The sequence below is a fragment of the Streptomyces sp. NPDC059743 genome (assembly GCF_042732975.1).
Classification (GTDB): Bacteria; Actinomycetota; Actinomycetes; order Streptomycetales; family Streptomycetaceae; genus Streptomyces.
The window spans coordinates 94,604-108,681 of the sequence record NZ_JBHWGS010000022.1; the positions used below are offsets into that span (position 1 = coordinate 94,604).

The 14,078-nt window shown below is 68.6% G+C and carries 11 protein-coding genes; 4 read left to right on the top strand and 7 right to left on the bottom strand.

Translation table 11 applies throughout. The features are described from left to right. Positions 1-4 precede the first annotated feature (4 nt). From iolD to iolC, 4 genes are read right to left on the bottom strand one after another with little or no spacing between them, the layout of a single operon-like run. Positions 5-1,888 carry a 3D-(3,5/4)-trihydroxycyclohexane-1,2-dione acylhydrolase (decyclizing) gene (gene iolD, locus ACFV6H_RS32305; protein WP_385549459.1) on the bottom strand — a complete coding sequence of 628 codons (1,884 nt, stop codon included), beginning with the start codon at positions 1,886-1,888 and terminating at the stop codon, positions 5-7. Further along, the gene (gene iolB, locus ACFV6H_RS32310; protein ID WP_384987415.1) at positions 1,885-2,814 is read right to left on the bottom strand and encodes a 5-deoxy-glucuronate isomerase; all 930 of its coding nucleotides are present in this window, start codon (positions 2,812-2,814) and stop codon (positions 1,885-1,887) included. The genes iolD and iolB overlap by 4 nt, the downstream gene beginning before the upstream one ends. 16 nt (positions 2,815-2,830) lie before the next feature. Continuing rightward, positions 2,831-3,724 (bottom strand): deoxyribose-phosphate aldolase, encoded by an 894-nt coding sequence (locus ACFV6H_RS32315; protein ID WP_384987417.1) that lies wholly within the window; start codon positions 3,722-3,724, stop codon positions 2,831-2,833. Beyond that, positions 3,721-4,815: a 5-dehydro-2-deoxygluconokinase gene (gene iolC, locus ACFV6H_RS32320; protein WP_385549582.1), complete on the bottom strand. Its 1,095-nt coding sequence runs from the start codon at positions 4,813-4,815 to the stop codon at positions 3,721-3,723. Before iolC ends, ACFV6H_RS32315 begins: the two co-directional genes overlap by 4 nt. A 154-nt stretch (positions 4,816-4,969) precedes the next feature. Between iolC and ACFV6H_RS32325 the strand changes: the two genes are divergently transcribed. Both ACFV6H_RS32325 and ACFV6H_RS32330 read left to right on the top strand, forming a co-directional pair. Continuing rightward, on the top strand, positions 4,970-5,881 hold the full coding sequence (locus ACFV6H_RS32325; RefSeq protein ID WP_385549463.1) for a sugar phosphate isomerase/epimerase family protein: 912 nt from the start codon (positions 4,970-4,972) through the stop codon (positions 5,879-5,881). Between the two features lie 247 nt (positions 5,882-6,128). Then, a complete protein-coding gene (locus ACFV6H_RS32330; protein ID WP_066942495.1) occupies positions 6,129-6,326 on the top strand; it encodes an AlpA family transcriptional regulator in 198 nt (65 codons plus the stop codon). Between the two features lie 125 nt (positions 6,327-6,451). On the opposite strand, the gene ACFV6H_RS32335 is transcribed toward ACFV6H_RS32330, so the two are convergent. Beyond that, positions 6,452-8,689, bottom strand: a complete 2,238-nt coding sequence (locus tag ACFV6H_RS32335; RefSeq protein ID WP_385549466.1) for an MMPL family transporter — start codon at positions 8,687-8,689, stop codon at positions 6,452-6,454. A 143-nt stretch (positions 8,690-8,832) separates the two neighbouring features. On the opposite strand from ACFV6H_RS32335, the gene ACFV6H_RS32340 reads away from it, so the two are divergent. Together ACFV6H_RS32340 and ACFV6H_RS32345 are read left to right on the top strand one after the other, a co-directional pair. Beyond that, positions 8,833-9,474, top strand: a complete 642-nt coding sequence (locus ACFV6H_RS32340) for a TetR family transcriptional regulator (RefSeq protein WP_385549469.1) — start codon at positions 8,833-8,835, stop codon at positions 9,472-9,474. Positions 9,475-9,575: 101 nt separating this feature from the next. Next, a complete protein-coding gene (locus ACFV6H_RS32345; RefSeq protein WP_385549472.1) occupies positions 9,576-9,887 on the top strand; it encodes a heavy-metal-associated domain-containing protein in 312 nt (103 codons plus the stop codon). A 458-nt stretch (positions 9,888-10,345) separates the two neighbouring features. Here the strand turns inward: ACFV6H_RS32345 and ACFV6H_RS32350 are convergent, their stop codons facing one another. Together ACFV6H_RS32350 and ACFV6H_RS32355 are read right to left on the bottom strand one after the other, a co-directional pair. Further along, on the bottom strand, positions 10,346-11,644 hold the full coding sequence (locus tag ACFV6H_RS32350; RefSeq protein ID WP_176732392.1) for a citrate synthase: 1,299 nt from the start codon (positions 11,642-11,644) through the stop codon (positions 10,346-10,348). A gap of 133 nt (positions 11,645-11,777) precedes the next feature. Further along, the gene (locus ACFV6H_RS32355; RefSeq protein ID WP_385549476.1) at positions 11,778-14,027 is read right to left on the bottom strand and encodes an ATP-dependent RecD-like DNA helicase; all 2,250 of its coding nucleotides are present in this window, start codon (positions 14,025-14,027) and stop codon (positions 11,778-11,780) included. Positions 14,028-14,078: the final 51 nt, after the last annotated feature.

Consider the following 14,078-nt stretch of genomic DNA (forward strand, 5'->3'; position numbering starts at 1 on the left):
TCCTTCACAGATGACGGCGCCGGGCGGCAACGTGCCGGTCGTACTCCTCGCGGGCCTTGACCGCGGGCGTACGGGTCGCTGTCTCGGCCACGGGAACATCCCACCACGCCTGGGCCGGGGGCACGCCGGACATAGTGTCTGCCGTTTCGGTCTCCACGTAGACACATGTGGGGACGTCGGCCGCGCGTGTCTCCGCCAGGGCTTCGCGCAGGTCACGGATGGTCTTGGCGCGGATCACCCGCATTCCGAGCGAGGCCGCGTTGGCCGCGAGATCGACGGGCAGCGGATCACCGGTGTACGTGCCGTCGGGCGCCCGGAAGCGGTAGGCCGTACCGAATCCCTCGGCGCCGACCGACGCGGAGAGCCCTCCGATGGAGGCATACCCGTGGTTCTGGAGGATGACCACCTTGAGAGGCAGCCGTTCCTGGACACCGGTGACGATTTCGGTGGGGTTCATCAGATACGTACCGTCCCCGACCAGGGCCCAGACGGGCCTGCCCGGGTCCGCGAGCAGCACACCGAGGGCGGCCGGGATCTCGTAGCCCATACAGGAGTAGCCGTACTCGACGTGGTACTGGTCGTGCGAGCGGGCCCGCCAGAGCTTGTGGAGATCGCCGGGCAGCGAGCCCGCCGCGTTGATGAGAATGTCCTCGCCGGTGACAAGTGCGTCGAGCACGCCGAGGACCTGGGCCTGGGTGGGCCGGGCCAGCTCCTCGTCGGCGGCGAACGCGGCGTCGACGCGATACTCCCAGCGCTCCTTGTCCTCGCCGTACTCGGCCGCGTACGAGGGCGCGACCCGGTGGCCGCCGGCCTCGGTGAGTGCGGCGGTCAGTCCTTCCAGGGCGGTACGGGCGTCCGCCACCAGCGGATGGGCCGCGAGCTTATGGGCGTCAAAGCCGGTGACATTCACATTGAGGAAGCGGACGGCCGGGTTCGCGAAGAGCGTGGCGGACGCGGTGGAGAAGTCCGACCAGCGGGTGCCGACACCGATGACCAGATCCGCCGTCCTGGCCAGTTCATCGGCGGTGGCGGTGCCGGTGTGACCGATCCCGCCGACATCGCAGGGATGGTCATGAGGCAGCGAGCCCTTGCCCGCCTGGGTGGAGGCGACCGGGATGCCGGTGGCGTCGGCGAACGCCGCGAGCGCCTCCTCCGCCGCGCTGTAGTGGACTCCGCCGCCCGCGACCAGCAGAGGACGGGCGGCTGCCCGTACCAGCCGCACCGCATCGGCGAGTTCATCCGGGTCGGGCGCCTGACGGCGGACCCGCCAGACACGCTCGGCGAAGAACTCCTCCGGCCAGTCGAACGCCTCCGCCTGCACATCCTGCGGCAGCGCGAGGGTGACGGCCCCGGTCTGCGCGGGATCGCTGAGCACGCGCATCGCGGCGAGCGCGGCCGGGATCAGCGCCTCGGGACGGGTGACACGGTCGAAGTACGCCGAGACCGGGCGTAGGGCGTCATTGACCGAGACATCGCCCGCTGAGGGGACTTCGAGCTGCTGGAGAACGGGATCGGCGGGACGGGTGGCGAAGGTGTCACCGGGGAGCAGCAGCACAGGGAGGCGGTTGATGGTGGCGAGTGCCGCACCGGTGACGAGGTTGGTGGCGCCGGGGCCGATGGAGGTGGTCACGGCATGGGCGGAGAGGCGGTTGCTCTGACGGGCGTAGCCGACGGCGGCGTGGACCATGGCCTGTTCGTTCCGTCCCTGCAAGTACCTCATCTCGTTCGTGGACTCGACAAGGGCCTGGCCGATACCCGCCACGTTGCCATGCCCGAAGATGCCCCAGACGGCGTTCACCAGCCGCTTTCTACGGCCGTCCCGTTCGGTGTACTGCCGGGACAGGAAGGTGATCAGCGCCTGGGCGACGGTGAGACGGCGTGTGCTCATCGGGGGCCCTCCTCGGCTCCGTGAAGCGGCGGTTCGACGTCTTGGCGCGGCGGTTCGGCTCCGTACAGCGGCAGCCGCGGGTCGACGGTCTGCTCCGGCCAGCTGTTTCTGATCCAGCCGTGGTCGGGGTGGTCCCGGATCAGCCACTCCCTGGACTCGCCCGGCCCCGCCATCACATTGAGGTAGTACATGTCGCGTCCCGGCGCGGCGATGGACGGCCCGTGCCAGCCGTCCGGGATGAGGACGGTGTCGCCCGTACGGACCTCGGCGAGAACATCCGTACCGCCGGGCCGCGAGGGCGAGACCCGGTGGTAGCCGAGACCGCCGCCGTCGATCTCGAAATAGTAGATCTCCTCCAGCTCGGACTCGATGCCCGGGAGGTGCTCGTCGTGTTTGTGCGGTGGGTACGACGACCAGTTGCCGCCGGGAGTGAGCACCTCGACCGCGATCAGACGGTCGCAGTCGAATACACCGGCGGCGGCGAAGTTGTTGACCTGGCGCGAGCAGCTGCCCGCGCCGCGCAGCTCGACCGGAACCTCCGGCGCGGGACCGTAGCGAGCGGGGAGTCGTCGCTCGCACCTCGCTCCTGCCAGGGCGAAGCGGCCTCCCGCACCGGAGGCGATCTGTGCGTGGGCGTCGCGCGGAACGTACGCGAAGTCCGTGACTCCGCTGAACACGCTTTCCCTGCCCAGCAGTTCAAAGAACTCGCCCTGCGTGTGCACCGTACAACCGCCGGTGAGCGGAAGCACGATCCACTCGCTGTCCCCGGTGGCCAGGGAGTGGGTGCCACCGGGCGGGAGTTCCAGGACGCGGAGACTGCTGTGGGACCAGCCGGCCCGCTCGGGATCGATGTCGAGGGTGTACGGGCCCATCGCGGCGCTGCCCGCGGGGACATACCGCTCCGGCTCTTGGTGGTCGGTCGTCATGATGTCTCCGTACCCCCTAGAGCAGCCCCACGGCGGTGTCGACGGCTCCCGCTACATCACCGTCGACCGGATAGAGCAGCGAGCGGCCCACGACAAGGCCCTGGACCGTGGGCAGCCGCAGCGCCCTGCGCCATTTCTCGTACGCGCCCTCCTGGTCGCCTCCGATGTCGCCGCCCAGCAGGACAGCGGGGAGTGTCGAGGTCTCCATCACCCGGGCCATATCGTCGGGGTCTTGGGTAACGGGAACCTTCAACCAGGTGTACGCGGAGGTACCTGCCAGCCCCGATGCGATGGCGATCGAGCGTGTCACGGCCTCCGCGCCCAGATCCGTACGGAGCCGTCCCTCGACGCGCCGGCAGATGAACGGCTCCACGAAGACCGGCAGCCTGCGCTCGGCCATGGCGTCTATGGCGCGGGCGGCGGAGTACATGGTGTCCAGGGAGCCCGGGTCCTCGTAGTCGATACGGAGCAGCAGCTTGCCCGCGTCGAAGCCGAGCCTGGCGAGGTCCTCGGGACGGTGTCCGGTGAAGCGGTCGTCGAGTTCGAAGGCGGCGCCGGCGAGGCCGCCGCGGTTCATCGAGCCGACGACCACCCGGTCCTCCAGGGCACCGAGCAGGAGCAGGTCGTCAAGGATGTCGGCGCTGGCGAGCACACCATCGACGCCCGGGCGCGACAGGGCCAGACAGAGCCGTTCCAGCAGATCGAGCCGGCCGGCCATGGCGAGACGGCGGTCCCCGACGGCGAGTGCGCCACGGGCCGGATGGTCCGCGGCGATGATCATCAGCCGGCCGGTGGAGTGGCCGCCGGTGCGCAGCAGAGGGCGGCGGACGCGGCGGGCCGCGGCCTCGGCGACGGCCTCGGGATGGTGCGTACGCAGCCGGACCAGCTCCGACACATCGACGCCGGTCATGAGGGAGCTCCCGGGGTCGCTGTGGTGGACGGCGCGGCGGACGGGCCTGCGGACGGCCCGGTGTCCGGCGGCGGAGCCACGGCCGGGTCCTGCGCCGGGACCGGGCCGCCCGCGAGCACCTGGGCGACCTCACGCTCGTACGGCATCGCGGACGAACAGGCGAGCCGGGCCGCGACGATGGCACCCGCCGCGTTGGCGTACCTCATGACACGCTCCAACTCCCAGCCCGCGAGCAGTCCATGGCAGAGGGCGCCGCCGAACGCGTCCCCGGCACCGAGGCCGTTGACGACCTCCACCGGGACGGGCGGCACCTCGGCCCGGGTGCCGTCGCGATGGACGGCGAGCACGCCCTTGGGTCCCTGTTTGACGACGGCCAGCTCGGGCCCGGCCGCGAGCAGTGCCCGCGCGGCGGCCTCCGGATCGCGCTCCCCGACGGCCACCTCGCACTCGTCCAGATTGCCGACGGCGACCGTGGCGGACCGCAGGGCCCTGGTGTACAGCTCACGTGGCGACTCTGCTGGATCGGCCGGTTCTGTGCCGCCGGACCGGTCTTCGGCGTCCGTCGGCCAGAACATCGGCCGCCAGTCGAGGTCGAAGACGGTGATACCGGATCCGGCGCGTGACTCCAGCGCGGTGAGCGTCGCCGTACGGCTGGGCTCCGCGCACAGTCCGGTGCCGGTCATCCAGAAGATCCTGGCCGCGCCGATCGCGTCCAGATCCAGTTCATGCGGGTGGATCTCCAGATCGGGCGCCTTGGGCAGCCGGTAGAAGTAGAGCGGGAAGTCGTCCGGCGGAAAGACCTCGCAGAAGGTGACCGGGGTCGGATAGCGGTCGACCGCCGTCACCCAGCGGTCGTCGACCTCGAACTCCCTCAGCGCCTGGTGGAGATAGTCCCCGAAGGCATCCCGTCCGGTGCGGGTGATGACGGCGGCGCGCCGGCCGAGACGGGCCGAGGCGACCGCGACATTCGTCGCGGAGCCGCCGAGAAACTTCCCGAAGGTCTCCACCTGGGCCAGCGGGACCCCGGTCCGCAGCGGATAGAGGTCGACGCCGATCCGGCCCATGGTGATCACGTCGTACGGCGCGGTCATACGCGGTCCCTTCGGTTCGGCGGCCATGACCGGGTCTGCGGGCGTCTGCGGCCCACCCCAGGTCTAATGCTCCGCTCGGAACCTGTCAACGTTTTGTCCTTACATTCGGACGAAGCCTTGACACTCTTTCGGCACGGCCGGAAAGCTGACCGGTATGACCTCTTCCGTGCCCACGCTGAACCGCATCCGGGTCGGGTCGGCCCCCGACTCCTGGGGCGTGTGGTTTCCCGATGATCCATGGCAGGTTCCCTGGCGGCGCTTCCTCGACGAGGTCGCCGAGGCGGGCTACGAGTGGATCGAGCTCGGCCCTTACGGCTATCTCCCGACCGATCCCGCCCAACTGGCCGAGGAGACCGCCCGGCGCGGACTGAAGGTCTCCGCCGGGACCGTCTTCACCGGGCTGCACCACGGGCCCGCCGTCTGGGAGCAGACCTGGGCGCATGTCGCGGACATCGCCGCGCTCACCCGGGCGATGGGCGCGGACCATCTGGTCGTCATTCCCTCCTTCTGGCGCGACGACAAGACCGGCGAGGTGCTGGAGGACCGCACCCTCACCGCCGCACAGTGGCGCGATCTGACCACCCAGACCGAGCGCCTGGGCCGGGAGGTCCGTGAGCGGTACGGACTGCGCATCGTCGTCCATCCGCACGCCGACACCCATGTCGACAGCGAGGAGAACGTCAGCCGTTTCCTCGACGCCACCGATCCCGAACTGGTCTCCCTCTGTCTGGACACCGGGCACTACGCCTACTGCGGCGGCGACAGCGTCAAGCTGATCGAGACCTACGGTGAGCGGATCGGCTATCTCCATCTCAAGCAGGTGGATCCGGAGATCCTCGCCGAAGTCGTGGCGAACAAGGTGCCGTTCGGGCCGGCCGTCGGACGCGGCGTGATGTGCGAACCACCGGGCGGAGTGCCCGCGCTGGAGCCGGTCCTGACGGCGGCACAGCGGCTGGATGTCGATCTCTTCGCCATCGTCGAACAGGACATGTATCCATGTCCGCCCGACAAGCCGCTCCCGATCGCCACCCGCACACGCCGCTTCCTGCGAAGCTGCGGCGCCTGACCACCACCGTCCCGGGCCCGCGCCCGACACACATGTGTCGCATGTGCCATATCTGTCACAGAGATCCCATTAACGTCACGCATATCTCCATTACGCGGGTCTTCCGTCACAGGGAAGCGACAATTCCGCTTTCTCCATCACTCTGTGTCGCTCACTGGGCACAGGCTGGGTGATCGCCAGCGTCTCAGCCGCAGCTCCCCCGACGGTCGACAGACCTTCCTGCGGCGGGCGCAGGGAGGTGCCACAGATGACGGACAGAAGGCTCTGGTCCTACAAGGAGATCGCGGCGCATATCCGGGTACAACCGGACACCGTCCGCTCCTATCGCAAGCATGGACTGCTTCCGCCGCCCGACCATGTGGAGAACGGCAAGCCCTACTGGTACGCGGACACCGTCCGTGCCTGGGTGGCCAACCGCCCCGGCAACAGAGGCAGCAGAGGCTGACCGCAGCGGCGCACACCGTGAGTTGAGAAGGGGCCTGGCGGGAGGTCCCGTACCGATTGTCGGTACGGGACCTCCCCCTGCGCTTCCCCCCGCTCACTCCCCCGTTCCCCCGTCGTGACCAATGCTCAGACGCCCGCCGTGTCCCGGTCCCGGTCCTCGTCGCGGTCCTCACCCTTGGCAGAGAGCTTCGGGCCCGCCTCGGCCACCGGTATGGACTCGCCCTCGCTCAGGCCGAACCGGGTATGGAAGCGGCGCAGCGGTCCCGGTGCCCACCAGGTCGCCTTCCCCGTCAGCTTCATCACCGCGGGAACCAGCAGACTGCGCACCACCATCGCGTCCATGATCACCGCGAGCGCGATCCCGAGCCCCAGCATCTTCGTATTGGTCACCCGTGAGGTACCGATGGCCACCATGACCAGCGCGAGAATCACAGCCGCCGCGGTGATCAGCCCTCCTGTGCGCCGGAGTCCGAAGGCCACCGCCTGCTCATGGTTCCCGCTGCTGTCGTACTCCTCCTTGATCCGGGAGAGCAGAAAGACTCCGTAGTCCATGGAGAGTCCGAAGGCGACACAGAACATCAGCACCGGCAGAGTCGTCTCTATGTCTCCGGTGGAGGTGAAGGCGAGCAGTCCGGACAGATGGCCGTCCTGGAAGACCCAGACCACCGCGCCGAACATCGCCGTCAGACTCAGCGCGTTGAGCACGACCGCCTGGATCGGTATCAGCACACTGCCGGTGAGCAGGAAGACCAGCAACAGCGTCACCACGACGATGATGCCCGCCGCCCAGGGCAGCCGGTCCGCGATCGCGTCCTTGGAGTCGACCAGCACGGCTGCGGCGCCGGTCACCGAGGTGTCGAACGGAGCCTGTTCGGCACGGATCTCCCGGACAAGCTGCTGAGATTTCTCACCCACCGCCTCGCCCTTCGGCAGGACCGTGAAGTACCCGTGCTCGCCGGCCATGACGGGACCGTCGATCCTCGCCACCTCCGGGAGGGCAGCAATCCGGCTGCGGTAGTCGGCGAACTCGGCGGGTGTGGAGGCGCCCTCGGTAAGAATCTCCAAGCCGCCGCTGGGGCTGCCCGGGAAGCCGTCCCGTATCTTCTCCTGGACCACTCGGGACTCGGCGCCCGACGGAAGCTGGCGGTGGTCGGCCGTGCCGAACTTGGCTCCCAGGAAGGGCAGTCCGAGCAGCACGAGCCCGGCCGCCGTGGCGACCGCGAACACCGGCGCCCGGCGCATCACCAGCGCCGCCGTCCACGCCCATCCGGCTCCCTGCGCCCGCTCGGACGTACGCCCGCGACGCCGCAGCAGCCGCCGCAGGTCCAGGGCGTTGACCCGGTGGCCCAGCAGCATCAGCGCGGCCGGCAGCAGTATCAGCGCCGCCGCCGCGGCCAGCACCACCACCGCGATCCCGGCATAGGCGAAGGAACGCAGGAAGTACTGCGGGAAGACCAGCATCGCGGCCAGCGACACCGCCACGGTCAGCGCCGAGAACAGCACCGTGCGCCCGGCGGTGCGCAGTGTGGTGCCCACCGCGGCACGGACCTCGGCCCCTTCGGCCAGCTCCTCGCGGAATCGGCGCACGATGAACAGCGCGTAGTCAATGGCCAGTCCGAGTCCGAGAGCCGTGGTGAGATTCTGCGCGAAGACCGAGACATCGGTGAGCTCGGTGATGCCGCGCAGCACCGCGTTCGTCCCCAGGATGGCGACAATGCCGAGCCCCAGCGGCAGCAGGGCGGCGACCGCACTGCCGAACACCATCACCAACAGCACCAGCGTCACCGGCAGGGCGATCAGCTCGGCCCGCAGCAGATCCTCCTGGATGATGGTCTGCATCTCGTGCCGCACGGCGACCGGGCCGCCGACCGAGACCTCCAACGATCCCCGCTCGCCGCGGAATTCGGGCGCTATCCGGTCCAGCACCGCGGCGGCCGTCTTCTCGTCACCCTCGATCCGGGCCGCGATCAGCGCTTCCCGCCCGTCCTCGGCGCGCAGCGCGGGCGCCTTGGTCCGCCAGTAGGAGCCGATCCCGGTGATGCCTTCCTCGGCCGCCAGCCGGTCGGTGAGGCGCTCGGCCTCGGCGGCCACGGCGGGATCGTCCACACTCCGGCTCCCGCTGTCTACAAGCAGCAGGAGATTCGGCTCGGAGGCGGGGAACTCCCGCTCCAGCGCCTTGGTCGCATAGGTCGACTCGGCGTCCGGGTCCTCCCAGCCTCCACTGCCCATCCGGTCGGCGACTCCGCTCCCCGCGAAGACCGCCAGGGCCGTGATCACCAGCGCGACCAGCAGAGAGAGCCTGGGCCGCGCGGTGACGAACCGGGTCCAGCCCCCGGGACGCGGGCCGGTATTGACTTCGGACATGGTGCGGTGTCCCCTTCACCGTGACCCATGGCATGGGTCAGCCGTTGCCATAGAATGACAAATACGAGTCGTCGCTCGCATTTCTCAATTTTGCGAGCCATCGCTCGTGTTTGTCAACCGATCCAGGAAAGCCGGGGATTCATATGCCGGAGCCGAAGAGCGACGCCACGGAAACGGGGAAGCCACGTCGGCGCCAGGCCCGCGGCGAGCGCCGTATCGCCCAGCTCCTCGAAGCGGCGGCCCAGGTCTTCTGCACCACCGGCTACACCGCGGCGAGCACCAACTCCATCGCCCGGGAGGCCGGTGTCTCCCCCGGCACGCTGTACCAGTTCTTCCCCAACAAGGAAGCCATCGCCATCGAGCTGGGCGACCAGCTCCTGGCTCGCTGGCGCGCGACCTACGGACAGGCGTTCCTCCCCGCCCATCTCGAACTCCCCCTGGACCAGCTCCTGGACGCCGTCCTCGATCCGCTGATCCAGTTCAACTACGAGAACCCGGCCTTCGCCGTCTTCATGCACGGCTCCGACATCCCCGGCCGTGTCACCCAGGAACACGAAGCCCTCCACTCCTCGATGCTCGCCCGGGTCGAAGGGATCCTCGGCGGCTATCTGCCCGAGGCGCCGGAGGCCGAGATCACCCGCGTCGCACAGACGACCTTCACCGTCTTCAAGGCCGGCCTGGACCTGATCCTCGCCACGGAGGAGCCGGACCAGCGAGACGCGTACATCGCCGAGATCAAGACGGTCCTCTTCCGCTATCTGCATCCGCTCGTCGGAGATCTCTGACGGGACAGCGGAACCGGACACCGGCCCAGGAGTTCATCTTCATACCCCCTAGGGGTATTATCGGCGGGACAACCGCCCCTATCCCCGACGAGGAGAACGCCATGACCACCGAGACCAAGGCCGAGACCACCGGAACCTCGGACTCCTGCTGCTCACCCACCGGCTCCTGCCACAGCGACGCGACCGAAGGACAGACGGGCCGGATCACGACCGTCTACCAGGTCACGGGCATGACCTGTGGCCACTGCGAGGGCGCCGTCGCCGGCGAGATCTCCGGGATCGACGGCGTCGTCTCCGTGCAGGCCGTGGCCGCCACCGGACAGGTGACCGTCACCTCCCGGACCCCGCTGGACGAGGACGCCGTACGCGCCGCCGTCGACGAGGCCGGGTACGAACTGGCCGGTCAGGCCTGACCTCGGGCACCCTGAACGCACAACGCCCCCACGGCCCGGGTGGTTACGAAATCTTTGCGCTCGCGGCCCTTCACATGAACCACAACTCCTTCACAAAGAGATCTAGATCACATAGATTGAAGGGTAACCATCCGGGGGGCTCGCGAGTCTAAGAGGACAATGCCAGAGAACGTCTTGGGGGACGTTCGAAGGGATGTCATGAGATGTCTTGGGGGACATCTCGGACAAGCGAATTGACCGGGGCACGTGCACTGGGGAGCTTTGAGCGGCCCTCCCGTACGTACCCCGGTCAGACCGCGCGAGTAAGCCGCTGCTGGTTACGGCAGACGCCCGGCCGGATCCCGTGGGGGGAATCCGCTCCGGGGATATGGAAAGCGCCCCGCTCGCCGACCCGTGGGGGGATCGGCGGCGGGGCGCTTTTCGCTACGGCGGGTGCCGTACGGCGCGGGAGCGCCGCGTCAGCGGGCCTCGACCGGGACGAAGTCGCGCAGGACCTCGCCGGTGTAGATCTGGCGCGGGCGGCCGATACGGGAGCCCGGCTCCTTGATCATCTCGTGCCACTGGGCGATCCAGCCGGGCAGCCGGCCGAGCGCGAACAGCACGGTGAACATCTCGGTCGGGAAGCCCATGGCCCGGTAGATCAGACCGGTGTAGAAGTCCACGTTCGGGTAGAGCTTGCGCGAGACGAAGTAGTCGTCGGCGAGAGCGTGCTCTTCGAGCTTGAGCGCGATGTCGAGCAGCTCGTCGGACTTGCCGAGCGCCGAGAGGACATCGTGCGCCGCCGCCTTGATGATCTTCGCCCTGGGGTCGAAGTTCTTGTAGACGCGGTGCCCGAAGCCCATGAGCTTCACGCCGTCTTCCTTGTTCTTCACCTTGCGGATGAAGCTGTCGACATCGCCGCCGGCGGCCTGGATGCCTTCGAGCATCTCCAGCACCGACTGGTTGGCGCCACCGTGCAGCGGGCCCCACAGGGCGCTGATGCCGGCGGAGATCGAGGCGAACATGTTCGCCTGCGAGGAGCCGACGAGACGCACGGTGGACGTCGAACAGTTCTGCTCGTGGTCCGCGTGCAGGATCAGCAGCTTGTCGAGCGCGGAGACCACGACCGGGTCCGGCACATACTCCTGCGCCGGGACCGAGAAGGTCATCCGCAGGAAGTTCTCGACGTACCCGAGGTCGTTGCGCGGGTAGACGAAGGGATGGCCGATCGACTTCTTGTACGCGTACGCGGCGATGGTCGGCAGCTTGGCGAGCAGCCGGATCGTGGAGAGATGGCGCTGCTTGTCGTCGAACGGGTTGTGGCTGTCCTGGTAGAACGTGGACAGCGCGCTGACCACGGAGGACAGCATCGCCATCGGGTGGGCGTCGCGCGGGAATCCGTCGTAGAAGCGCTTGACGTCCTCGTGCAGCAGCGTGTGCTGGGTGACCTCGTTCTTGAACGAGGCCAGCTCGTCGACCGTCGGCAGTTCGCCGTTGATCAGCAGATACGCCACCTCGACAAAGCTGGACCGCTCGGCGAGCTGCTCGATGGGATAGCCGCGGTAGCGCAGGATGCCCTGTTCGCCGTCGAGGTAGGTAATGGCGGACTTGTAGGCCGCGGTATTGCCGTAGCCGCTGTCCAGAGTCACCAGACCGGTCTGGGACCGGAGCTTCCCGATGTCGAAGCCCTCATCGCCGACCGTGCTGTTGATCACCGGGTAGGTGTACTCGCCGTCGCCGTACCGCAGTACTACCGCGTTGTCGCGTTTCTCGCTCACGTCATCCCTCACCGACGTAGTGCCTCTTCTTCGAGGTGCCCTGACTGTCTCTACCATCCCCCATTTGGCTCAGGAGAGTGCACTCGGGGTCGGCCATTCGGCCTTTTGGCGGCACTCAGTGCCGCCAACCTCCTCATCCTGCCCCCTTCGCCCCGGTTGCGAAAGTCCCTGCCGGCCGCGGGCCGCCCGCCAGCCGGTGGTCCAGCGCTGTGAAGCGTCTGCCCGCCGAAACCGTCCGCACCGCCTGTCCTATGGCCTTGCGGGAGCCGACCAGCACCACCAGCTTCTTGGCGCGGGTGACCGCCGTGTAGAGCAGGTTGCGCTGGAGCATCATCCAGGCACCGGTGGTGACCGGGATGACCACGGCCGGATACTCGCTGCCCTGGGAGCGGTGGATGGTCACGGCGTACGCGTGTGCCAGCTCGTCCAGCTCGTCGAAGTCGTACGGCACCTCCTCGTCCTCGTCCGTCCGCACCGTCAGGCGCTGATCGTCCAGGCTGAGCGAGGTGACCACACCCACGGTGCCGTTGAAGACTCCGTTCTCCCCCTTCTCATAATTGTTGCGAATCTGGGTGACTTTGTCGCCGACACGGAAGACCCGGCCGCCGAGCCGCTTCTCGGGCAGATCGGGTCTGGCCGGCGTGATGGCCTGCTGAAGCAGACCGTTGAGCGCGCCCGCGCCGGCCGGGCCGCGGTGCATCGGTGCCAGGACCTGCACATCGCGCCGTGGATCCAGCCCGAACTTGGCGGGGATCCGGCGGGCGGCCACATCGACCGTGACCCGGCCCGCGTCCTCCGTCTCGTCCTCCACGAAGAGAAAGAAGTCCGTGAGGCCCTCGGTGAGAGGGTGCACTCCCGAGTTGATGCGGTGCGCGTTGGTGACCACACCGGACTGCTGGGCCTGCCGGAAGATCCTGGTCAGCCGGACGCGCGGCACCGGACCACCTTCGGCCAGCAGATCGCGCAGCACCTCGCCCGCCCCGACCGACGGAAGCTGGTCCACATCTCCCACCAGCAGCAGATGCGCGCCCGGCGCCACCGCCTTGACCAGCTTGTTGGCCAGCAGCAGATCGAGCATCGAGGCCTCGTCCACCACCACCAGATCCGCGTCCAGCGGCCGGTCCCGGTCGTACGCCGCGTCGCCGCCCGGCTTCAGCTCCAGCAGCCGGTGCACGGTGGACGCCTCGGCGCCGGTCAGCTCGGCGAGCCGCTTGGCCGCACGCCCGGTGGGCGCCGCCAGCACCACCTTGGCCTTCTTGGCCCGCGCCAGCTCGACGATCGAACGGACCGTGAACGACTTGCCGCAGCCGGGACCGCCGGTCAGGACGGCGACCTTCTCGGTGAGCGCGAGCCGGACCGCCTGCTGCTGCTCGGGAGCCAGCTCCGCGCCCGTACGGCCCGCCAGCCAGGTCAGTGCCTTCTCCCAGGCCACGTCCCGGAAGGCCGGCATCCGGTCCTCGCCGGTGCGCAGCAGCCGCAGCAACTGGGCGGAGAGGGACAGCTCGGCGCGGTGGAAAGGGACCAGATAGACCGCCGTGACCGGCTCGCCGCCGTCCGGGCCCGGCACCGTCTCCCGTACGACTCCTTCGTCCTCCCCGGCCAGCTCGGCGAGGCACTCGATGACCAGGCCCGTGTCGACCGCGAGCAGCTTCACGGCATCCAAGATGAGCTGCTCCTCGGGCAGGAAGCAGTGTCCCTGGTCGGTCGACTGGGACAGGGCGTACTGAAGGCCCGCCTTGACCCGCTCGGGGCTGTCGTGCGGTATGCCCACGGCCTGGGCGATCCGGTCGGCGGTCAGGAAGCCGATGCCCCAGACATCCGCCGCGAGGCGGTACGGCTCGTTCCTGACGACCGAGATGGAGGCGTCCCCGTACTTCTTGTAGATCCGCACGGCGATGGAGGTGGAGACGCCGACGCCCTGGAGGAAGACCATGACCTCCTTGATGGCCTTCTGCTCCTCCCAGGCCGCGGCGATGCGCTTGGTCCGCTTGGGACCGAGTCCTGGCACCTCGATGAGCCTCTTGGGCTCGTCCTCGATGATGTCGAGCGTGTCGAGGCCGAAGTGCTCGACTATCCGGTCGGCGAACACCGGGCCGATGCCCTTGATCAGACCGGAGCCCAGATAGCGGCGGATGCCCTGGATCGTGGCCGGGAGGATCGTTGTGTAGTTGTCCACCGTGAACTGCTTGCCGTACTGCGGGTGCGAAGCCCAGCGGCCCTCCATGCGCAGTGACTCGCCCGGCTGCGCGCCGAGCAGCGCACCGACCACGGTGAGCAGATCGCCGCCACGGCCTGTGTCGACCCGGGCGACCGTATAGCCGTTCTCCTCATTGGCGTAGGTGATCCGCTCGAGGACGGCTTCGAGCACTGCTGGATTGGACATGCCCCGACGCTACCGCCCGGCTCCGACAGCACGGCGCGCCTGTGGACAACT

Bases quoted from the DNA above. Each gene is read 5' to 3' on its own strand.
- ACFV6H_RS32340 (WP_385549469.1), top strand. From the start codon at position 8,833: ATGCCGGAGCCGAAGAGCGACGCCACGGAAACGGGGAAGCCACGTCGG.
- iolB (WP_384987415.1), bottom strand. From the start codon at position 2,814: ATGACGACCGACCACCAAGAGCCGGAGCGGTATGTCCCCGCGGGCAGC.
- ACFV6H_RS32325 (WP_385549463.1), top strand. From the start codon at position 4,970: ATGACCTCTTCCGTGCCCACGCTGAACCGCATCCGGGTCGGGTCGGCC.
- ACFV6H_RS32315 (WP_384987417.1), bottom strand. From the start codon at position 3,724: ATGACCGGCGTCGATGTGTCGGAGCTGGTCCGGCTGCGTACGCACCAT.
- ACFV6H_RS32335 (WP_385549466.1), bottom strand. From the start codon at position 8,689: ATGTCCGAAGTCAATACCGGCCCGCGTCCCGGGGGCTGGACCCGGTTC.
- ACFV6H_RS32355 (WP_385549476.1), bottom strand. From the start codon at position 14,027: ATGTCCAATCCAGCAGTGCTCGAAGCCGTCCTCGAGCGGATCACCTAC.
- iolD (WP_385549459.1), bottom strand. From the start codon at position 1,888: ATGAGCACACGCCGTCTCACCGTCGCCCAGGCGCTGATCACCTTCCTG.
- ACFV6H_RS32330 (WP_066942495.1), top strand. From the start codon at position 6,129: ATGACGGACAGAAGGCTCTGGTCCTACAAGGAGATCGCGGCGCATATC.
- ACFV6H_RS32345 (WP_385549472.1), top strand. From the start codon at position 9,576: ATGACCACCGAGACCAAGGCCGAGACCACCGGAACCTCGGACTCCTGC.
- iolC (WP_385549582.1), bottom strand. From the start codon at position 4,815: ATGACCGCGCCGTACGACGTGATCACCATGGGCCGGATCGGCGTCGAC.